This window comes from Anabaena sp. CCY 9910, assembly GCF_963920875.1.
Taxonomy (GTDB): Bacteria; Cyanobacteriota; Cyanobacteriia; order Cyanobacteriales; family Nostocaceae; genus Trichormus; species Trichormus variabilis.
Genome location: NZ_CAWUDJ010000042.1, coordinates 1 through 21,257, shown reverse-complemented (window position 1 = coordinate 21,257; position 21,257 = coordinate 1). Strand labels below are relative to the sequence as shown.

Below are 21,257 nucleotides of genomic sequence, written 5' to 3'. Positions count from 1 at the left end.
AATCAAATAGGAGTTGTGTTTTGCTGAGGCAGGTTAGGATACTTAAGTAGTTATGATTAATCAAATAGAAATCTAGTTATGAACCAACTGGAAAAGGCTCAAGCTGAGTATGCAGGTTTTATTCAAGAGTTTCAAAGTGCCATCATTAGTACTATCAGCGAACAAGGAATTCCCAATGGTAGTTATGCTCCTTTTGTGATAGATGGTGCTAAGAATATTTATATTTATGTTAGTGGCCTTGCCGTACACACCAAAAATATTGAAGCTAATTCTCTTGTAAATGTCTTATTTATTGATGATGAGGCAAAGACTAATCAAATATTTGCTCGTCGTCGCTTGAGTTTTGATTGTACAACTACACTCATCGAACGTGAATCCCAGATATGGAATCAAGTAGTTGACAAATTCCAAGAGCGTTTTGGTCAAATTATAGAGGTGTTACGGGGCTTGGGTGACTTTCGGATTTTTCAACTAACCCCCAAAGAGGGGCGTTTTGTCATTGGCTTTGGTGCAGCTTATCACATTAGTGGCGATCGCTTAGATACACTCGTCCCCATTACAGGCGATAAAGGATAGGGAAATTAAACATCATGCTTCAGTTTCAACCGCCTGGCTTTGGTCATAAAGTCATTCACACATCTTTGGGCGCAATGGTTTACTATACCCAAACTGCTGCACCTTGGTGGGATGATGACTCTGAAGATTTACCACCCCTATTGTTTCTTCATAATTTTGGTGGGGGAGCGTCTGCTTACGAATGGTCTAAAGTTTATCCGGCTTTTGCATCTACACACCGTATTCTTGCGCCTGATTTGATTGGCTGGGGAGAATCCGCACATCCAGTCAGGGATTATGAGATTAGAGACTATCTTACAGCGATCGCAGAATTTATCAGCCAAACTTGTCAGCAACCAGTCAAGGTAGTTGCTTCTTCCTTAACGGCTGCTTTCACTATCCGTTTAGCAATTACTCAGCCCGACCTGTTTGATTCACTCTATTTGGTCTGTCCTTCTGGATTTGATGATTTTGGTCAAGGTGCTGGCCGCAGATTACCGCTACCAATAATTAATGCACCTTTGTTAGATAATCTTATTTATGCCTTGGGCGCAGAGAATGAAATTGCTGTGAGAAATTTCCTGCAAAGTTTTTTATTCGCTCAACCACAACGGGTTTCCCAGGAAATGGTAGACGCTTATTTATATTCTGCACAACAACCCAACGCCAAGTTTGCTGCATTATCTTTTTTAAAAGGCGACCTTTACTTTGACCTGAGTTTATACATTAAACAATTGATAACGCCCACAGTGATCTTTTGGGGAGAAAAAGCGCAATTTACTAGGATTGAGTTAGGACAACGCTTGGCTAATTTAAATCCTCATGTAATTAGAAAATTTTATGCGATCGCCGGCACAGGAATATTACCCCATTTAGAAAAACCAGAAATAATCATCGGCTTATTGCAACCATATGTAAAAGTATGAGGTTTGAAAGGTTACGGATGTTCAGATACCAGACTTTTTAAAATAGGACTTACGCACCCAGATTTTCTGTTGAGACCGGGTGTAAGGGTGTAAGGGTATAGGGGTGTAAAACATTTATTTTGAATTTTGAATTGATTCATACTCCTATACCCTTCTCCAAACCCTTGATCTTTCGTTTTCATGGGTAAGTCCTAAAAAAGTCTGGTATCTATGACTGATGAGGTAACGCTACAGTCTCTCATCCCTATTCCTGATAAACCACAGAAAGTACTTGTAGTTTACGTATTTCTTCACGTACACTCATGAGAATTTTACCGAGATGATTTTGTCCTGTTTTATCTGCTCCACAGCCCCAAAAATAGTCACAAGAAGAATTTTCTACCAAAGCCTCGTTACCTGTACTTAAAAGAACTTCTCTAATATCAGTATGAGTCAGAAATTTTTTCAGTACAGCTTCTCGCATAACTATAGTTTTAACTAAATCCCAATCTGAACGAAGTTGACGACTGGTACATCGTCCTAAAGCAGCAGCTTCTTCTGGGGTTTTGCTCGCACGGATAGCGGGTATAATCGCCGCATCTACACTACCAACAAACTTTTGCGCTTGATAATAATGTTCCACTGTTAACCAGTAAGTCCCCTGAATTTCAATGCTATGGGGGGAAAAGTTAGAAAAACAGCCATAAGGCTGCCAAACCTTATAAAAGTAAATAGTCATTGAAAAATTGCTCTTTTTATAGATATATAAATCTCTATTTCTATAATGCCTGTAGATGCTGGCAAGAAGTGAGCGGCTTGGGATTGAAAGCTATTATTTGTCTGAAGATAGAGGATATTTTCAGACAAAAATCATATTTTGATGAAAATCCAGTCTAAGAGGTTGACAATGGAAGCAAATAGTGGTTACTTCAGTAAGCATTTACCACTAATTTCTGCGGGAATTTTTTTAGGTTTGGGATTAGGAGGCTTTGTAGATGGTATTCTCCTGCATCAAATCCTTCAGTGGCACCATATGTTAAGCAGCGTTCGACCCTTGACCACCGACTCTAATATAGATATGAACATGGTATGGGATGGTTTATTTCATGCTTTAGATTGGGTGTTGACTGTAATTGGAGTGGTATTGCTGTGGAGGGCTGGAGGACATGATGATGTGGTGTGGTCATCACGCACCTTTGGCGGTTCTTTGCTTGTGGGTGCTGGGTTATTCAACCTGGTGGAAGGAATAATTAATCACCAAATTCTGGGTATTCATCACGTAAAACCAGGGGTACATCAGTTAGCTTGGGATTTAGGATTCTTGGTTTTGGGAGCGTCGCTTGTCTTGATAGGTGGGATGATGCTACAAAGGGGCAACACTGAAATTAGTGAGTAGTTCAGTAGTTACATTCCTCAACTTTTTGTCCAGCTACTTATGTCCATCGATACCTTTGAAAAAAGCAGCTTGAATTGGCAGGTTTCTCAGTTCCAACAACAAGTAGGAGAATGGCTAGAATACCAGTCATACCGCTTTGAGCAAGCATTACCAAATTTGAGTCCTGGCTGGAAACTTGCTCCGTGGGTGATTAATCTTTTGAGTGTTTTATCTTGGTCGTTACTAGTTTTATTCTTAACTGTAGTAATTTGGCGCTTATGGGTAGCATTTAGCCCCTATGTATTTTCATGGTTAAATAACAGGGGTTATGCTCAAAACGAAGCGAAAATCTCGACTCCAGATTTATCTGTGGCAAACTTGTTAGAGCGATCGCAAGTACTTTACCGTCAAGGTAATTATCGTGAGGCTTGTCGTTGTCTTTATTTAGCTATCTTGCAGCATTTGCATGACAGCAAACTCATTCTGCACAAACCTAGTCGTACTGATAGCGAATATCTGCAACTGCTACGTTTGTCTACAACTCCCGTCCAACCTTACGAAACTGTGATTACTACTCACGAGCAATTATGTTTCGGCAATGCAGAGATTTTGCCAGAAAATTATGAACAGTGTCGGCAAGCCTACCGGGAGATTGTGCAGTAATGAAACGCTCAAATCGAGTTGCTTGGTTGGGTGCGATCGCTTTAGGGGTGATAATTATACTGAGTTTCATCGCTGCGCCTAATACACAAATTAATAGTGGCTCTACTTATAATCGTGCCGCCGATGGTTATGGTGCTTGGTATGCTTTTATGCAGGAACAAGGAATTACTATCCAACGCTGGCAAAAACCTTTAAGTCAACTCAATAATCAGAAAGAACCCACTACAGTCTTACGAGTATATGGTTACCTAAGACAGCCACAATTAGATCGAGATGAAGAAAAATGGCTAGAAAAAGGGAATAATTTAGTACTTTTGGGTGTGCGTACACGGGTAAGTGCAGCCAACTTCCAGACTATGCAGCCCTCACCCGTCGGTGCAGTTAAAATTGACACAAGAAGACGTTTTCAAAAAGCTAAACAATCAGGAATTTTATTAGGCGATCGCTTCGGTGCTGTAGTCTGGGAAGAGAAGCGAGAAAAAGGTCAAGTAATTTTCGCTACCACTCCCTATTTAGCTGCCAATGCTTACCAAGATAATTTAAGTAATTTTCAATACTTAGCGAGTTTAGTCAACCAGAAAAACAATACCTTATTTGTAGATGAGTACATTCACGGCTATAAAGATGCTGATGTTAAGGAAAGTGAAGGACAAGGTGATTTAATCAGCTATTTTGCTCAAACCCCAATGATAGTAATACTGGTGCAAGCAGGTGTTTTATTATTGGTGCTGATTTGGGGACAAAATCACCGTTTTGGTAAGCCTATAGCTTTGAATACACCAGTTATTGATAATAGCCAAGCCTATATTCAAGCTTTGGCGGGAGTGCTACACAAAGCTGAATCTAGTGAATTTGTTGTAGAAATGGTGGGTAAAGAAGAACAACTACAACTCCAGAAAGCCTTGGGATTAGGTACAGTGTTATTAGAACCCGAAACTCTGGTGAATATTTGGGCAGAAAAAACAGGTAAATCTGCTACAGAACTAGATGCAGTATTAAAACCACAGTATAGGAAACGCCGCTTGAGTGAAAGAGAACTATTAAACTGGTTGTTAAAATGGCGTAGCTTAAGGGTTGGGAGTTAGGGAAACTCAAAAAATAAATTATCCCAAACGGATGGTTTGCTAAGGTGCATCAGTATGAATAATGCCTGAGTATATTAGGACTCATACTTGATTTTTGAAATACACGTAGGGTGGGCATTGCCCACCACAACCATGAGCCTGTGGGCAATGCCCACCCTACAGATACTGAGAATTTTTCAGAAATCAAATCGGATTCCTATAGTTAGTTTCTATTGCACTGACGCACCCTACTGACATAGCTACGCAAATGTAAGCAAGGAGTTGGGGTTGGCTTCTGTCGAACTCACTTTAGGTTGAAATACGCAACACTTCTTTATGCTTGCTAGAAACGAATAATGTAGCCATTCTGAGTTTGATGAGGTAAATTAACCACAACGTATTCTTGAAACAGTACTGAGTACTAAGTAAAAAACTTAATTTTTATTTTCTCCCTATTTTTGAATTTTGAATTGATTTATCTTCACCAATCCCTTGTATTCTGCCAAAAAAACTTATGAGTGAAACCTATCCTATTCTTATTCACCTTGGTGAAAAACTGAACCGCGTTATTGTCGGACAATCTCAGCTAATACAACAGCTACTGGTAGGACTATTATCGGGTGGACATATTATTTTAGAGGGAGTGCCAGGAACAGGTAAAACGCTGTTGGTGAAAGTTTTAGCGCAGTTGATTCAAGCGGATTTTCATCGGGTGCAACTCACGCCGGATGTTTTACCATCAGACATTACAGGCACAAATATTTTTGATTTAAATAATCGCAATTTCACCCTGAAAAAAGGCCCTGTTTTTACAGAGGTTTTGCTTGCAGACGAAATTAACCGCACTCCACCAAAAACGCAAGCAGCCTTATTGGAAGCAATGGAAGAGATGCAGGTAACTTTGGATGGCGAAAGCTTACCTTTGCCGGATTTGTTTTGGGTAATTGCCACCCAAAACCCTTTGGAATTTGAGGGTACTTATCCTTTGCCAGAAGCCCAATTAGATCGGTTCTTATTTAAGCTAGTGGTAGATTACCCCGACCAAACGGCAGAAAAGCAAATGCTACTCAATCGTCAAGCGGGTTTTGCTGCAAGACGTTCAGATATTAACAGTCTGCAACCAATAGCAACAGTAGCTGATATCTTAGAGGCACGGCAGGCCGTCAAAGCAGTGAAGGTATCAGAATCCATCATTGATTATTTGTTGGCGCTGGTGAGGACATCACGTCAATATCCTGATTTGGCTTTGGGTGCGTCACCGCGTGCGGCTGGTGCTTGGTTGCAAACATCTCAAGCAGTAGCTTGGTTAGAGGGACGAGATTTTTTGACTCCAGATGATATTAAAGCAGTTGCATCACCTTTATTACGTCATCGCCTGATTCTTAAACCAGAAGCGATGCTAGATGGTTTACAAATTGATGCGGTCATTGCGGCGGTAGTTAATCAAGTCGCTGTACCAAGGTGAGAACAATTCAAAATTCAAAATTCAAAATTCAAAATTCAAAATTCAAAATTCAAAATTCAAAATTAGGAATATAGATTCTGGGTATGGTTCCAGCTAAACAGGTTTATCTGCTGCTAATTTTGGGACTAGCGATCGCAACAATTTTATCATTGTTAATTGGTATTCCTGCCAGTATAGCGATCGCTCTATTATTCGATATCACCGTCTTAGGATTGATGATTGTCGATAGTCGGCGGGTACGTTCTCTGCGGGTAGAAGTTCAGCGTCAATTACCAGCACGTTTATCTATCGGGCGTGATAATCCCGTAATATTGTCAATTACATCAGCAAAGACTGAGGCTGTAGTTCAAATCCGCGATTATTACCCGCCTGAATTTGGTGTGTCTACGCTGACGGTAAATACTACAATTCCTTCACAAGGAAAGGAAGAGATCAAATATACTGTCAACCCAACACAGCGCGGGGAATTTTCTTGGGGAAATATTCAGGTACGACAGTTAGCGCCTTGGGGTTTAGCTTGGGATGATTGGCAAATTCCCCAAAGTGTACAGGTGAAAGTTTACCCAGATTTGATCGGATTGCGATCGCTCTCCATTCGTTTGACACTACAATCATCTGGTTCGATGCGCCAATCACGACAGTTAGGGATTGGTACAGATTTTGCCGAATTGCGGAACTATCGCACTGGTGACGATTTACGCTTGATTGATTGGAAAGCGACCGCCCGTCGTGTGGGAGCGCCGTTAGTGCGAGTACTGGAACCAGAACAGGAGCAAACCCTAATCATATTATTGGATCGCGGTCGGTTGATGACTGCTAGAGTCAAAGGATTACAACGATTTGACTGGGGATTAAATGCAGCTTTATCGTTAGCTTTAGCCGGATTACATCGTGGCGATCGCGTCGGTGTGGGTGTATTTGACCGTCTTATGCACACATGGCTACCACCAGAAAGGGGTCAACATCATCTAAGTAAGTTAATTGATCATCTGACACCGATTCAACCAGTATTATTAGAGTCAGATTATTTGGGCGCAGTGACAAATGTTGTCAAACAACAAACTCGTCGCGCTCTTGTAGTAGTAATTACTGATTTAGTTGATGTCACCGCCTCTACTGAACTCCTGGCTGCACTTACTCGACTGACACCACGCTATTTACCCTTTTGCGTCACCTTGCGAGATCCACAGGTGGACAATTTAGCACACACTTTTACGGAAGATGTGACCCAAACTTACAACCGTGCAGTTGCTTTAGATTTACTGGCGCAAAGACAAGTTGCTTTTGCTCAATTAAAACAAAAAGGTGTCTTAGTACTTGATGCGCCAGCCAATCAAATTACCGATCAGTTAGTTGATCGATATTTGCAACTGAAAGCCCGTAATCAACTGTAAGGGAGAGATTTACCTATAGGACTTATACCAATTCTCTATGAAGTTGCGCTAAATAAATGATATGGAGACGTTGTATGCAACGTCTCTACAGTACTCTCACACCCGATCTCAACAAAAAATCTGGGTACATAGGTCGTAGAAGTTTGATTTTGAATTTTGAATTGATTTATTCCTGATTTGCAGGCGTAGTTGACGCTGGTGGTGCTGCGGGTGCTGGCTGAGCAGGCTGGCGTAAACCTCGTAAAGTCGCTCTTAACTTGTCTTGACTAGCAGATTGAGCATTTTCTCTGCGCCGTCTTCTAGTGGGGGTTTGTGGTGCTTCTTGTGCAGAATTATTAGTTGTACGCTCCCGGCGGATACGGCGCAAACTCTCTCTAGCCGTTCCTGTTCTGGTTGCTGATGTAGGTGTGTTAGAGCCTTCTGATGTAGATTCTCGTATGCGTCTAATTCTAGTTTCCCTGGAGGTTTGAGCAGGAGTATTAGCCTCAGTGGAAGTCACTAAACGTCTGCGCCTGCGAGTTCCTTCTGTAGAATCGTTATTAGCTGCCGTTGTCTGTTGGCTTCTGGCTTCCGCTTCTCTACGTTTTTTTTGTTCTTGGACTTGGCGGTGTCGTCGTGATCCTTGTAGGGCAAATTCAGTGGCGATCGCTACTCCTTGTCTACCACCTTCAGCAGGTTTTAATTTCCAATTACGTGCTTGTCTTAAAGTTTCATCGTCTAGTTCTCGATTACCGCTAGAACGAGCAATTCTAGCACCAGTAACATTACCTTGAGCATCAGTATCAACAGCCACCTCTACTCTACCTTCAATCCCCCGTCGTCTAGCAGCTTCTGGATATCTGGCATTACACTCGCGGCAAGCTGCACGACCATTTCCTGATCTGTTACTCTCACTCGGTTCTGTACGTATTTTGGGTGGTGTTGATGTTGTGGCGATCGCTGATCTAGTTCCTGAACCATTACCAGTACCATTACCAGTACCATTATCGTTACCAGTACCATTACCGTTACCAGTCCCGCTACCAATACCGTTACCAGTCCCGCTACCAATACCGTTACCAGTACCCCTACCCGAACCCGAAACTAAACTAGAGCCGGTTCCACTTCCCACATTTCCCTGAACCGCTTGAGAATCTCTTAGTCCACTTAATAAGCGTCTTAAGTTGTCACTACTTTGATTTGTACTGGGATTAACAATTGCTGATTTTGTTGGTGCTTGCGGTTCAGTAGCAATTTCTTGCGAAAGCTTATTAACTGGTTCTGCTTTCTCAATAGAAGTTATGGTCTTTTGAGGCTGTTGTTGAACTTGAGGCGTTTTGAAGTTGTCAACTGCTTTTGGAACTGGACGTACCTGGTTAATAACTTGTGGCTTTGTGGCAATGGCAATTTCACTACTGGAGCCGCCACCACCACCTTGAGAACCTCCTCCAGAAGCATTATCTGTTTTTGGTTCTGCCAAAACTGCCTCTGGTGCTTTTTCCACTTCCGCGGTTACAGGATCAACGATCGCTATTTCTATCGGTTCTTCTTCAACTTGAGGAATTCGTGCCAGAAAGTTACCCAAACCTGAAGCCAGCAAACCAATGTGTAGAGCCATTGAGCCAATGAAACTGTAAGTTAAAAAAGACTGGAGAGCCTTAACTTCCTTGGAACGTTGCTCGACATTATAACCAGAAAATGTCATAGCTTATTGCTACCTATTCTCACCAACTTAGCCATATTAAGATGAGCCTTGATAAATATCAAGTCAAACAATTATTTTTTCCAGAGAATTATGAGTTTAGGCGCTGGAGATTGGTTAAGCCAATGCGCGCCTAGCCTAAATTGCAAACTCTTTCTCTCCTTGACTAGAAAGAGGGTGTAGGGGTGTAAGGGTATGGGGGTGTAGGGGAAAGATATCTTTCATCTATGACTGTGAAATTTTTTCATCGGGACTGCCCTTTTATTTACTTGGGAGTCACTGAAGTGCGTTTAGCTAATTGTAATTCTAGGCGATCGCCTGGATTTGGTTCCAACACTTGTGTAAGTAAATTGTTTTTTTTGAATAGCAAACGCAAGTCTGCAACACTTCCCTCCGTTTTGAGGACTTTTGTCAATAATCCCTCAAAGATGACATCTCCTCCGGCGGCGGTAGGAAGCATAACTTGTGGCTCCAACCACTGTGCTACTTCCAATGCACTTTTATATCCTTTAATAATTGGCCCCAGCAGGGGTAAAGCTAAGTCAACTGTTGGCGTAATTACAACATCCACTGGTGCAAACTGTTTTAACTGTGGAGAATGATAGCCATGAGGTTCGTAGTAAAGCGTGAAACTAGTGGCTAATTCTTTCACCAGATAACTATTTTCAACCACAGTCGGGCCGATTGGTGAACCAGGAAAAGCTCTAATTTCGATTTGATTATTGAAAGTAAAACTTTCACCATGAGCCAAGGTTGTGACAGAAGTATAACCCAAAGCTTGGACTACTTTCGCCGCATTAGGAGAAGCCACCACTGGAATATTATGGTTTAGTTGCTTCAGTGTGGGTGGATGTGCATGGTCTTCTAAACCTTGAGATAGCAGAATTAGATCAATATTTTCTGGTATAGCGCGTTCTTGAGGACGGTACCCTTTGAACAGCCAATCTAAATTCCCAAAACTTAACGCATCAACCAACCACGGGTCTATAAGTACTCGCTGATTGCTGAGTTCGAGCAACCAGCTATTGCTGTCTAACCAAGTTAAATACATAGCCAAATCAGGATAACGCCTAATATCATTGTGACACTACGGCGATCAGTAACGCTGGGCGGAATGCCATCACCTCCAGCATAAGAAACTATACCCAAAAAAAAGAAGGATGAGCAAATCGCCCACCCTAAATAATTTTGCTGGTATTTTTTATACCAAGCCGCCAGCCGCTTGAAAACGAGCGCGAGCGCGTTTAAAGGCTTGATTAGCTTGGATTTGGGCTTGACGATCGCCTGCGGGTACTTGATTCAGCTTTGTTTGGGCTTGGCTGTAAGCAGTACGTGCTTCTTCTAGGTTAATCGTGTCGCCGCGTTCACCACCATTGACGAGAATGGTGACTTCATCTTCTTCAACTTCGGCAAAACCACCCAACAGGGCGATCGCTTGCCAATTTTGGCTCTTGCTGGTGCGTACTCGTAGTACGCCTGTATCTAGTGCGGTTAGTAGTGGTGCGTGTCCACTCAGGATACCTAGCTGACCGGTAGTGCTGGGTAAGATCACTTCATCAGCTTCCGCATCCCACACTGTTTTATCTGGGGAAATTACACGGACAGTTAGGGTCATAAGTTGTCAATTGTCAATTGTCAGTTGTCAGTTGCCAGTTGCCAATAGCCAGTTGTCAGTTATACAAATCTACTGACTACTGACTACTGACTACTAACAAATTAGCCTTTGAGTTTTTCTGCTTTGGCGATCGCTTCGTTGATGTCGCCTACCAAGTAGAAGGCTTGCTCTGGCAGATCATCCAACTCACCAGATAGAATCTTCTGGAACCCTTTGATGGTGTCTTCTAACTTCACGTACTTACCAGGAGAACCTGTGAATACTTCAGCGACGAAGAATGGCTGAGACAAGAAACGTTCAACTTTCCGGGCCCGTGCTACGATGAGTCGGTCTTCTTCAGACAGTTCATCTAGACCCAGAATGGCGATGATGTCTTGCAATTCTTTGTAGCGTTGCAGGGTCGATTGGACAGCACGAGCAGTATTGTAGTGTTCGTCACCAACAATGTTGGGTTGCAACATGGTAGAGGTGGAACCTAGCGGATCTACCGCAGGATAAATACCTTTAGCAGCCAAACTACGAGATAGTACTGTTGTACCATCTAAGTGAGCAAAGGTAGTTGCAGGCGCGGGGTCTGTCAAGTCGTCCGCAGGTACGTATACAGCTTGAATTGAGGTGATAGAACCTTCGGTAGTGGAGGTAATCCGTTCTTGCAATTGACCTACATCAGTACCCAAAGTTGGCTGATATCCCACAGCAGAAGGCATCCGACCCAACAGCGCGGATACTTCAGAACCTGCTTGTACGAACCGGAAAATGTTGTCAATAAACAACAGTACGTCTTGCTTATTGACATCACGGAAGTATTCAGCCATTGTCAAACCAGACAAACCAACCCGCATTCTTGCTCCGGGTGGTTCGTTCATTTGACCGTACACCAACGCAATTTTTGATTCGTTGAGGTTGTCTTTGTTGATTACCCCTGATTCAATCATTTCGTTGTAGAGGTCATTCCCTTCACGGGTACGCTCTCCCACGCCGGCGAATACAGACACGCCACCGTGCTGGGTAGCAATGTTGTTAATCAGCTCCATCATGATTACGGTTTTGCCGACGCCAGCACCGCCGAACAGACCAATTTTACCACCGCGTCGATAAGGGGTCAGGAGGTCAACAACCTTAATTCCCGTCTCGAAAACGGAAGGCTTGGTTTCTAGCTCTGTGAGCTTGGGAGCCGGACGGTGGATAGGTAAAGTTTCTTGGTTGTTAACTGGGCCTTGGTTATCTACAGGTTCGCCAAGAACGTTGAAAATCCGTCCGAGAGTGGTTTTACCAACGGGTACGCTGATAGGCGCGCCTGTATCGACGACTTCCAGACCACGGACTAAACCATCCGTGGAACTCATAGCAACGGCGCGTATTTGGTTGTCGCCCAAAAGTTGCTGTACTTCTACAGTGAGGTTGAGTTCCTGTCCAGCTTCGTTAGTGCCTTTGATGGTCAGAGCGTTGTAGATTTGTGGTAATTTTCCGCTAGGGAATTTAACGTCTACAACCGGACCAATGATTTGGGTAATGTAACCGATGTTTGTTTTTTCTGCGGTGGTGACCATGCTGCGCCTAATGGTTGAAGCTATATTTCAGAATGGGTCTTAGAAGACATAAGATTATGCAATGTCATCTTTCACTCTAACACCGGAGGGGGACAGAGTTCCGTTAGTAATTCCTTAAAAAGTAGTTCGGCGACTTTATTCCCACCAGCTTGACTGAATGACCCAACTCTATATCATAAATTGATTCTTAAGACTTACAACATTAGAGAAGTGGGCTTAAGTATGGTGTTTGTAGCCCCACAACAAAAACAAAAAAGAAGCGACTCTCTACAGAGCCTCTTCCCTTGGAAAATGAATGATGATTATTTCTCATTCAGACTTACGCATTGCTCAGAAACAGCCTTTTGTTGCTTGAAGCTTGGTTGATTTGCTGGGATATTAGCACTTAACTGACTGCTTTCGATTACGCTTGAGATTTGAGGTGATACCGAACGCACCCAGACCGAATAAGCCAATCAAAGTGGCTGGTTCGGGAGTTCCCTGAGGATTTGTCACAATTTCTCTTCTGAGTTTCCGTTCAACTGTGTCAGCAAAATCTTGGAAAGTATTAGCCTGTAAAACAAACGCATCAGCACCACCCTTGACGTTATTGTTATAGAAGTTGAACAGAGATGTGCTGTTACCAATGACTAGACCATTGATGGCATCAACACCAGCTGCTAAAGCCGCATCGCGGGCAGCTGCTGTATTAGCACCTATATTTGTAGAGCCATCACCAGACACATCAATAACTTTGCGTACGCCTTCAAAGTCGTTATTGAAGAAGAGGGGTGTAGCAAAATTAATTGCAGAACCGATACCAGTGTTACCACTAAAGGGACGTGGAGCTGCACTGATCGCCGCAGCAAAATTTTGTGCTGCTGCTACACTATCAATTAAAGTCCAACCTACGGTTTGTTGCTGCTGGTTTGTGCTACTCCAGTAGATGTAGTTAACAGCAATCTTGCCAATATTCCCTTTAGAGATGAAGTTGTTGAATAGATTAGGATTGCTAAAAGCATTTACATAGCCGTCTCTTTGTAGTTGAAATTCTGTATCGTCAACACTACCAGATACATCAACTAGTAAAGATAGTTCTAAATCAACAAGAGTAGCAGCATAGGCGCTTGTGGACATAGCCAGAGCTGACAATGTACCAGCTACTGTTGTGAAGGTTGCTCTGAAAAATAATGAAGTCTTTTTGAGATTCATCTTGCTAAATCAAAAATGTAGGTTCCGACTGTGAAATTACTTACTCTATTGGAGTAAATAGTCCAAATGAAGATTTTGGATTCAGTCGCTCATCAGTAAATATTTGCAGGAGAGTTTAATCAGGTACTTTGCGGCGCGCACACAATATCAACCCTGAAAAAATAGTGAGAATAGAGTTCTCTTGACCTTTATTTGACTTATGAGCAAAACTTTACTCCGTGTTTTCCTTACATCGACACTCAAAATATTAGGGCAAATATTCTTAATGTACTAGTAGTATTTCGATAGCTTCACACAAAAAACATATTGTTGAGTCTGCTAGTTTATTAACCAAAACCTAGCTTATGTCTGGCTTGTAATAATTTTTTATCCCAATACTTAGCTTGGGTAAATATAAATTTTCTATGTAATTCTACTAATATTTAACAACCCATTTCAATTATCGTGCTTTAGGTTCGATAGTATAGTTAACAACCTTCAATTAGCTGGTCATAGGCTATGGGCTGAGTTTTAGTTCCGGCGATCGCTCTCACAAATTCTGACCAGAAGGGGTAAGGGGAAAGGGATCTGGGAAAGCCCTTTCCTCCTGGATGAAGCGGAATTTATAAAGCAAAAATCAGATCATTGTTGTAGCGTGGCAAGCTTAAATTAGCGCATTAGATTGGAAACAATTAAACACAGATGAACGTGGATAGAACTTCGGTTATTGGACTATTTTAGCCTTGTCACGCCACTACTTAATATTTACTTTATAAATAATCTCTAAATTTTTAATCCTGAGTAGTATTAAAGTCAAGCCAATGATAACTGTTCATGGGTACTGGGTTCGCTGTCAAACCATACTTGATCTAATTCAGTTTCAGTAAATCTATAACCAAGGGTGGCTGCGAAATTGACTATTTTCTTTTTATCCCAATGGTAACTACCTAATAAACTACGACTACAGCATTTATTAAAGTATTTTTCATAAATAATTTCGTCAGCCATTAAAGCTTCATAAAAAGCATTTGCTTGTTGTATAGACATGATTCTTCTCCGTTAAAAACTTATTTTCATAGTTAATAAAAACTACTTTGAATTTTTAGATAATTCCGGTTATTAGAGACAAAATTGTTAAAATTTCATTCACTCTTTAAAATGCAAAATATAAAATCAGCAAGAGATTATCCTTAAATTAGAGCTTTCAAGGCAAAAAATACTTACAACTTGGTAAATTTTTTATGATCAATAAGTATATGGATTTAACTTCGTGTAAAATCCCCCATAAACTAATTTGATTAAACATTTGCCGGAAAATTTTAGCTATTTTTTCGTTTATGCAGAAATAGACACGACAAACAGGGAGTCGAAAACTTCACTACATAGTTGGGTATTTTCAGAAACGTAAGTTTGAAGAACTGAATACCATCTGTCTAGTGATTATTTCCACGCCAAGGCGATCGCTTCTATGGAGAAACACACAATAGTACTCTTATGCTAAACCTAGAAGCGCTAATAACCAAGTATATGTATAGGGTTTTTACTGAAAAAATAAGTTTATTTATATAAATTTCATATAAAATTAAAGTAAAAATACGTAATAACCCAGTATTGGGGAACTTTTACTAAGTATCGAAACTAGCGATCGCCAAATTTAATCAGCAGAGCGATCGCTACACTCACAGCCAAAATTAGGGTCATACTCAACGCTGAACCAAAGCCCCAGTTTTGGGTAACTCCGAGAAATTGGTTATAAACTAGCCTGGCTGCCGTCATACTAGAAGCACCACCAAGTAATTCTGGATCAATAAAATCCCCTAAGGCTGTGATCAAGACAAGGAGAGAACCAGCAGTGATTCCTGGGGATATTTGCGGAACTGTGACTTTCCAAAAAGCCTTGATGGGACTTGCGCCTAAATCTGCTGCTGCTTCTAGTAAGCGTTTATCTAACTTCTCTAATGAAGCGTATAAAATCAACACCATGTAGGGAAGTAAGCTGTAACTCATGCCAATTAAAACAGCTGGTGTACGGTTCAGTAGTTCTAAAGTAGGTAAACCGACACTGTTCAATAGACTGTTCAAAAGACCAGTAGGACGGAGAATCGTTATCCAAGCGTAGGAACGGAGTAGAGAAGAAGTCCACAAAGGTAAGACAAAGCCTATTACTAGGAGATTGCGCCAGCGTTGCGGTGCAATTTGGGCAATCCAATACGCCACCGGAAAACCCAAGATTAGACAGATCGCCATTGTACCTAACGCCAACCAGAGCGATCGCAGGATTACTTGCAAGTATAAGGGGTCAAGTATGCGGACATAGTTATCCAATCCACTGGGGTTGACTATATCTCCTGGTCTAATATTGGGAACTAGACTCAACTGAAAAATTATCAATGTTGGTAGTACTAATAATAGTAATAACCAAATACCAGACGGCGCTAGCAATGCCAAAGGTTGGATAAGATTTAACTTTCGGCGGTTTAACTTCTGAATCTTGGCAAGATCATCTGGAGTATCACGAATTTCTGTATTCACAATTATAAAAGTAATTAACTGTTGACTATTGACTATTGATTAACTACTAGTTAATTCCGTCCAGTAACGCTCATAAACTTCCTCAAATGGCCCCACTGGGCTAATGCGTTCACATTTGTCTAAAATTGAAGATGGAGGATATAGATTTTCATTAGTTTTTATTTGTTTTGGTAATTGTTCAAATGCAGCATTATTAGGAGTAGAAATCTTCAGCCGTTCGCTTGTGGTAGCTGCTACTTCTGGTTGTAAAATAAAATTAATCCAGGCATAAGCTCCATCTAAATTAGGCGCTGATTTGGGGATAACAATTGTATCAGTCCATAGTGAAGAACCACTACGGGGAATAACATACTTCAGTTTAGGATTTTCCTTAATGACTTTGGTAGCATCAGCTGAGTAACACATTGCTAATGCCAAATCACCTGCTAAGATTTGATTGCGCCAAGCATCAGTGTCAAAAGCAGCGATCGCTGGTTTGAGTGTACTTAACTTTTCATAAGCTTGTTTAATTTGGGCTTCATTTTGCGAGTTATAGGAATAACCTAGCATCCGCAACACCGCACCTATAACCTCACGCACATCATTGAGTAAAGTTATACGCTTACTGAGGAGCTTTTGATTTTTCCATAGATATTCCCAGTCTTCTGGTGCTTCTTTGAGAATTTCCGAATTATAGATTAAACCCGTTGTTCCCCAATTGAAAGGAATACTATAGCGGTTTTTAGGGTCATAACTAGGATTTTGGAATTGTGGGAATAAATTATCTAATCCAACTAGGCGATCGTGTTTTAATTCACTTAACAAACCCCTTTCTACCATCTTCTGTACCATATAATCAGATGGGTAAATTAGGCTATAAGTACCGCCACCTCCAGCTAAGAGTTTAGCTAGCATTACTTCATTAGAATCATAGACATCAACAAGCGCCTTCATACCAGTTTGGGCGCTAAAAGTTTGTAATAGTTTCTGATCGGAATACTGTGTCCAAGTATAAAGATACAATTGGTCACTGCGAGCAGAAGGATTAGAAGCTTTGACATCAGCTAACCTCCAGCCACAACTTGCTAAAGATAAACTGGAAAGTGCTGTGATTCCTTGTAGAAATTTTCTTCTATTAGTCATTAGTCAATAGTCCATAGTCAATAGTCCATAGTTTATATTTCAAAATTGATAATTACTATTTAGTATTTTTGCCAATCGAATTTAAGTAGGAGTTGAATTGAGGTGCTAGATCATTAATCATCAGCTTTAACTTATCTATTTGTTCTAAGGTTAACAATCGACGAGTGTACGCTCGTCTCAACCAATGTTGGGTTTCATGTAATGAACCTCTTGCTATTCTGATAAATCTTTTATTGTCTTGGTAACTACCTCTGCCAACACCTTCTGCTATATTCGCTCCAATACTATCTGCTGAACTTACTATCTGTGTACCTATTGTGTTTTTAGCAAACATATCCCAATTATTAACTATTTGCCAAATTTCATCAGCTAACTTCTCCGCTAATTGATAAACTCGTAATTCCCTAAAATATTTACTACCCATCTAGCTATTGACCATTAACCCTGGACTATTGACTATTGACTATTGACTAATAGCCAAACAATCACTTTCCGCCCACCAAGCATAAATAGGTGTTTCAGGGTCTGGTAAATTACCAAATGTATTAGGTTGTAAAACATTAATATTAATGCCGTTAATTAATTGGACAAGATAATTAACGTGAGTTCCTAAATACATGACATTTATCAGCCTTCCTTCAAAACAGTTATTGAGCGAACTAGGCGGATAAAGGGAAAGTTGAATTTTTTCTGGTCGTACACTTACAACCACAGGTTTTAATAATTCTGCGGGTGTATCTTCATTCCGGGCAACTACAATTGTGAGTCCAGTTTTGGTAACAATTTGAATATATTCAGCTTCTAATACGGTGATTTCACCACTAAACAAATTAGTATCACCGATAAAATCGGCGACAAAGGAAGTTTTAGGACGTTCGTAAATCTCTTGGGGAGTACCAATTTGTTCAATTTTCCCCTGGTTCATCACCGCAATGCGATCGCTTAAAGATAACGCCTCCTCTTGGTCATGAGTTACCATAATGAAGGTCAAACCCAGGTTTTTATGCAAATTTGATAACTCAACCTGCATTTCCTTACGTAACTTTAAATCCAACGCCCCTAAAGGTTCATCCAGTAACACCACAGCCGGACGATTCACCAAAGCCCTAGCCAAAGCAACGCGCTGCTGTTGACCACCGGACAGTTGACTAGGAAAGCGCGATCGCAAACTTTCCATTTTTACCAGCTTTAAAGCTTCTTTAACTCTGCTTTCTACTTCTGACTTCCGGGATTTTTTCAGCCGCAACCCGAAAGCAACATTATCCCAGACGTTAAGGTGATTAAATAAAGCGTAACTTTGAAATACTGTATTAACTGGTCGGCGGTAAGGGGGAATATTGGTCATCGGCTGACCCTGAATCAATAATTTACCAGCATCAACTTGTTCAAATCCGGCTATTAAACGTAGTGTCGTTGTCTTACCACAACCAGAAGGGCCGAGAATACTAAAGAATTCCCCTTGTTTTACATCTAAGTCCACTCCATGTACCGCCGGTTCTTGGTTGAAAAACTTGAACACGTTACGTAGTTCAACATCGAGGGGTAGAAGTGTTTTTACGCCCCTGGGATTCTGCGTGACAGTTTGAGCCATATTCATCAGTAGAATGCCGTGATCTTACGAGATTTTGTGTATTAATGTAGTCGATTAAGCAAACTCTTCATAGCCTTTGGTTCATTGTAGTCTGCTAAAAAGATTTGTTTATAAATACACTGACTAGATTGTTACAAGTTGAAGAGGTGTGGGAATTTTTGGGAACTATATACAAGTTACCGACGTTTTGGGAATTTTTACCTGTCTTATGCCTCTGCACTGTATATTTATACCTAATCACAGACCACTCATCTTGTTGTACCCGCTTCTTTTGCCATTGGTGGAGTGACCTATGATAAGTAGAATCGTCCCAAGTTCCAATATGGAATCAGACCGTAGCGTTATCATTCATCCTCGTCACACTTGCTTGCTGCTTCTACTCCCAATAGATAAAGATGCAGAGACTACATTAATAGGGCAATTACCCATTACCAATCAACACTAACCATGCAAAAAACAAAATACAGGACTAGTTCAATATGTACGAAACTGATTTAAAATAACTTGCCATAGCTAGATTTATTAGGTGCTATTACCCTAAATAGGGTAATAAAAATATAGGACAATTAACTGCATACAAATATTATTATCTAAGCAATTCTTTAATTATTATGGCTTTATTGCAACCATCTCCACTACTTGGTAAAAAAGATAAACGAACCGTTGGCAGGGGTTTTCAGTCTACGTTTTTGATTATATTTACCCTGCTGATGACGACGGGAATTAGTGCGCGGTTAGTATACTTACAAATTATCGAAGGCTCCCAATTTAAGCGCAAGGCCGAGTCAAACCGGGTTCGGGTCATCCCTAAACAACCAGAAAGGGGTAATATTTTTGACCGCAATGGCAAACTTTTAGCCAGTACACGTTATCCTCGTTCTATTTATCTGTGGCCGATGGCTCACACTAAAGCCTCTTGGTCGGTGGTGGGGCCGCGTCTGGCAAAAATTTTGGAGATTCCCCAAGAGGAAATCGAAAAGAAATTAGAAGAGGCTGGTGCTAACTCTTCTTCACTCATTCGCATTGCGCGTAATTTGGATGAAGCCCAAATCACCGCTATCAAGGAATATGAAAGTGAACTTAAAGATGTAGAAATACACACGGAAGCTGTGCGCTACTATCCCCACGGGAGAGAATTGGCTCATGTTTTGGGTTATACGCGAGAGTTGACAGCTGAACAGTTAAAAGCTAGGAAGCAAGAAGGCTATCGCCTTGGTGATGTAATTGGTCAAATGGGCGTGGAAAAAGCCTATGAGAAATCACTGCGGGGTGAATGGGGTGGTCAACAAGTAGAAGTTGATGGGGCTGGTAGACCGTTGCGGGTTTTAGGCGAGAAACAAGCTAAAGCTGGTAATGATATACGTTTGACCATAGATTTAGACGTGCAGAAAGCAGCAGAGAAAGCTTTAGGCGATCGCAACGGGACAATCATCGCCCTAGACCCGAAAAACGGTGCTGTCCTAGCAATGGTATCTCACCCCACTTTTGACCCCAACATTTTCTCCAAGCAAAGGCTGACTCAAAAAGACTGGGAATCTGTCCAAGGTGAAGACCATCCTCTGGTCAATCGTGCTTTGAGTGCTTTTCCGCCTGCTAGTACTTTTAAAGTTGTCACGATGACGGCTGGTTTAGAATCAGGTAAATTTTCTCCCAGCACAATATTACAGACCTATGGTTCTCTAACTATCGGTGGAACCCGATTTGGGGAATGGAATCACGCCGGGTTTGGGCCTTTGGGTTTCGTTGGTGCTATGCAGTGGAGTAGTGATACTTTCTTCTATCAAATTGGTAGAGGAATTGGCGGCCCCACCTTGATTGAATGGACGCGTAAATATGGGTTTGGTCAGAGAACAGGCTTTGAGTTTGTTTCCGAAGAAGCGAAAGGTGCTGTACCAGATGAGACATGGAAACAAAAAGTCTGGAAAATGCCTTGGACTGTTGGCGACACAATTAATATGTCCATTGGTCAAGGCGCGTTATTAACTACTCCCTTACAAGTTGCGGTTATGTTTGCTGTACCAGCAAATGGTGGCTACCGTGTCCAACCGCATTTGCTCAAAGATAATGAAGAAGCTAGAAGCTGGCGAGAGCTTGTACAGATGAAACCGACCACTTTGAAACTTTTGCGCGAGAGTTTACGTAAGGTAATTTCTGATGGTACGGGGAAAGTTTTACATCAGCCGACAATTCCCCCAGTCGCCGGTAAAAGTGGGACTGCTGAAGCTTGGAAGGGAAGAGTCAAACAAAATCATGCTTGGTTTGGGGCTTATGCTCCTGCTGATAAGCCAGAAATTTTGATTGTCGCCTTTGCCGAACATTCTGGCGGCGGTGGTGGTAGCGTTGCTGCACCAATGATACTTAAAGTGATGGAAGACTATTTCCAACGTAAACATCCTGGCAAATATCAAAAGCCAGCCACTACAGAAGCAGCAAAAACCAGATAATACTAATTCCCAGTAGAGAAGTTTAGGGGTAAGGTGAACGGTCTTACCCCTAGACTTCCATTTAATTACAAATTACAAATTACGTCTAATGTGAATTAAAGAGAATGAGACTGGAAGGTGAGAACATCAAT

General features: G+C 41.4%; 20 protein-coding genes. 9 read left to right on the top strand and 11 right to left on the bottom strand.

Translation table 11 applies throughout. The features are described from left to right. The first annotated feature begins 78 nt into the window (after positions 1 to 78). Both ACM5QX_RS23620 and ACM5QX_RS23615 read left to right on the top strand, forming a co-directional pair. Complete coding sequence (locus ACM5QX_RS23620; RefSeq protein ID WP_414755769.1) at positions 79 to 576, top strand: HugZ family protein; 498 nt, start codon at positions 79 to 81, stop codon at positions 574 to 576. Positions 577 to 590: 14 nt separating this feature from the next. Continuing rightward, positions 591 to 1,481 carry an alpha/beta fold hydrolase gene (locus ACM5QX_RS23615; protein WP_414755768.1) on the top strand — a complete coding sequence of 297 codons (891 nt, stop codon included), beginning with the start codon at positions 591 to 593 and terminating at the stop codon, positions 1,479 to 1,481. 244 nt (positions 1,482 to 1,725) lie between these two features. Here the strand turns inward: ACM5QX_RS23615 and ACM5QX_RS23610 are convergent, their stop codons facing one another. Next, positions 1,726 to 2,199, bottom strand: a complete 474-nt coding sequence (locus ACM5QX_RS23610; RefSeq protein WP_414755767.1) for an NADAR family protein — start codon at positions 2,197 to 2,199, stop codon at positions 1,726 to 1,728. Positions 2,200 to 2,367: 168 nt separating this feature from the next. Between ACM5QX_RS23610 and ACM5QX_RS23605 the strand changes: the two genes are divergently transcribed. The 5 genes from ACM5QX_RS23605 (at position 2,368) to ACM5QX_RS23585 (ending at position 7,421) form a co-directional block, all read left to right on the top strand. Then, entirely contained in the window at positions 2,368 to 2,856 is a 489-nt protein-coding gene (locus ACM5QX_RS23605; protein WP_414755766.1) for a DUF2243 domain-containing protein, read from the top strand. Between the two features lie 39 nt (positions 2,857 to 2,895). Then, positions 2,896 to 3,498 (top strand): DUF4129 domain-containing protein, encoded by a 603-nt coding sequence (locus tag ACM5QX_RS23600; protein ID WP_414755765.1) that lies wholly within the window; start codon positions 2,896 to 2,898, stop codon positions 3,496 to 3,498. Continuing rightward, positions 3,498 to 4,583, top strand: coding sequence for a DUF4350 domain-containing protein (locus ACM5QX_RS23595; RefSeq protein ID WP_414755764.1), 1,086 nt, complete (start codon positions 3,498 to 3,500; stop codon positions 4,581 to 4,583). Before ACM5QX_RS23600 ends, ACM5QX_RS23595 begins: the two co-directional genes overlap by 1 nt. A gap of 493 nt (positions 4,584 to 5,076) precedes the next feature. Then, positions 5,077 to 6,027 carry an AAA family ATPase gene (locus tag ACM5QX_RS23590; RefSeq protein WP_414755763.1) on the top strand — a complete coding sequence of 317 codons (951 nt, stop codon included), beginning with the start codon at positions 5,077 to 5,079 and terminating at the stop codon, positions 6,025 to 6,027. An 83-nt stretch (positions 6,028 to 6,110) separates the two neighbouring features. Continuing rightward, positions 6,111 to 7,421 carry a DUF58 domain-containing protein gene (locus tag ACM5QX_RS23585; RefSeq protein ID WP_414755762.1) on the top strand — a complete coding sequence of 437 codons (1,311 nt, stop codon included), beginning with the start codon at positions 6,111 to 6,113 and terminating at the stop codon, positions 7,419 to 7,421. A gap of 166 nt (positions 7,422 to 7,587) precedes the next feature. Here ACM5QX_RS23585 and ACM5QX_RS23580 read toward each other — a convergent pair whose 3' ends face one another. The 10 genes from ACM5QX_RS23580 to ACM5QX_RS23535 form a co-directional block, all read right to left on the bottom strand. Then, positions 7,588 to 9,105 carry an energy transducer TonB gene (locus tag ACM5QX_RS23580; RefSeq protein WP_414755761.1) on the bottom strand — a complete coding sequence of 506 codons (1,518 nt, stop codon included), beginning with the start codon at positions 9,103 to 9,105 and terminating at the stop codon, positions 7,588 to 7,590. 262 nt (positions 9,106 to 9,367) lie between these two features. Further along, complete coding sequence (locus tag ACM5QX_RS23575; RefSeq protein WP_414755760.1) at positions 9,368 to 10,153, bottom strand: MBL fold metallo-hydrolase; 786 nt, start codon at positions 10,151 to 10,153, stop codon at positions 9,368 to 9,370. Between the two features lie 150 nt (positions 10,154 to 10,303). Next, positions 10,304 to 10,717, bottom strand: coding sequence for an ATP synthase F1 subunit epsilon (gene atpC, locus ACM5QX_RS23570; protein ID WP_011319081.1), 414 nt, complete (start codon positions 10,715 to 10,717; stop codon positions 10,304 to 10,306). Positions 10,718 to 10,818: 101 nt separating this feature from the next. Next, positions 10,819 to 12,267 (bottom strand): F0F1 ATP synthase subunit beta, encoded by a 1,449-nt coding sequence (gene atpD / locus ACM5QX_RS23565; RefSeq protein ID WP_414755759.1) that lies wholly within the window; start codon positions 12,265 to 12,267, stop codon positions 10,819 to 10,821. A 378-nt stretch (positions 12,268 to 12,645) separates the two neighbouring features. Beyond that, positions 12,646 to 13,458 carry a DUF1194 domain-containing protein gene (locus tag ACM5QX_RS23560; protein WP_414755758.1) on the bottom strand — a complete coding sequence of 271 codons (813 nt, stop codon included), beginning with the start codon at positions 13,456 to 13,458 and terminating at the stop codon, positions 12,646 to 12,648. 792 nt (positions 13,459 to 14,250) lie between these two features. Further along, positions 14,251 to 14,484, bottom strand: coding sequence for a Nif11-like leader peptide family natural product precursor (locus ACM5QX_RS23555; protein WP_011319084.1), 234 nt, complete (start codon positions 14,482 to 14,484; stop codon positions 14,251 to 14,253). A 591-nt stretch (positions 14,485 to 15,075) separates the two neighbouring features. Beyond that, positions 15,076 to 15,969 (bottom strand): ABC transporter permease, encoded by an 894-nt coding sequence (locus ACM5QX_RS23550; protein WP_414755757.1) that lies wholly within the window; start codon positions 15,967 to 15,969, stop codon positions 15,076 to 15,078. 39 nt (positions 15,970 to 16,008) lie between these two features. Beyond that, positions 16,009 to 17,091: a spermidine/putrescine ABC transporter substrate-binding protein gene (locus ACM5QX_RS23545; RefSeq protein ID WP_011319086.1), complete on the bottom strand. Its 1,083-nt coding sequence runs from the start codon at positions 17,089 to 17,091 to the stop codon at positions 16,009 to 16,011. Between the two features lie 55 nt (positions 17,092 to 17,146). Beyond that, positions 17,147 to 17,515 (bottom strand): four helix bundle protein, encoded by a 369-nt coding sequence (locus ACM5QX_RS23540; protein WP_414755756.1) that lies wholly within the window; start codon positions 17,513 to 17,515, stop codon positions 17,147 to 17,149. 39 nt (positions 17,516 to 17,554) lie between these two features. Continuing rightward, a complete protein-coding gene (locus tag ACM5QX_RS23535; RefSeq protein ID WP_414755755.1) occupies positions 17,555 to 18,688 on the bottom strand; it encodes an ABC transporter ATP-binding protein in 1,134 nt (377 codons plus the stop codon). Positions 18,689 to 18,974: 286 nt separating this feature from the next. Here ACM5QX_RS23535 and ACM5QX_RS23530 point away from each other — a divergent pair, with 286 nt between their 5' ends. Both ACM5QX_RS23530 and mrdA read left to right on the top strand, forming a co-directional pair. Continuing rightward, positions 18,975 to 19,127, top strand: coding sequence for a hypothetical protein (locus ACM5QX_RS23530; protein ID WP_414755754.1), 153 nt, complete (start codon positions 18,975 to 18,977; stop codon positions 19,125 to 19,127). A 166-nt stretch (positions 19,128 to 19,293) separates the two neighbouring features. After that, on the top strand, positions 19,294 to 21,126 hold the full coding sequence (mrdA, locus tag ACM5QX_RS23525) for a penicillin-binding protein 2 (protein WP_414755753.1): 1,833 nt from the start codon (positions 19,294 to 19,296) through the stop codon (positions 21,124 to 21,126). Positions 21,127 to 21,257 lie beyond the last annotated feature (131 nt).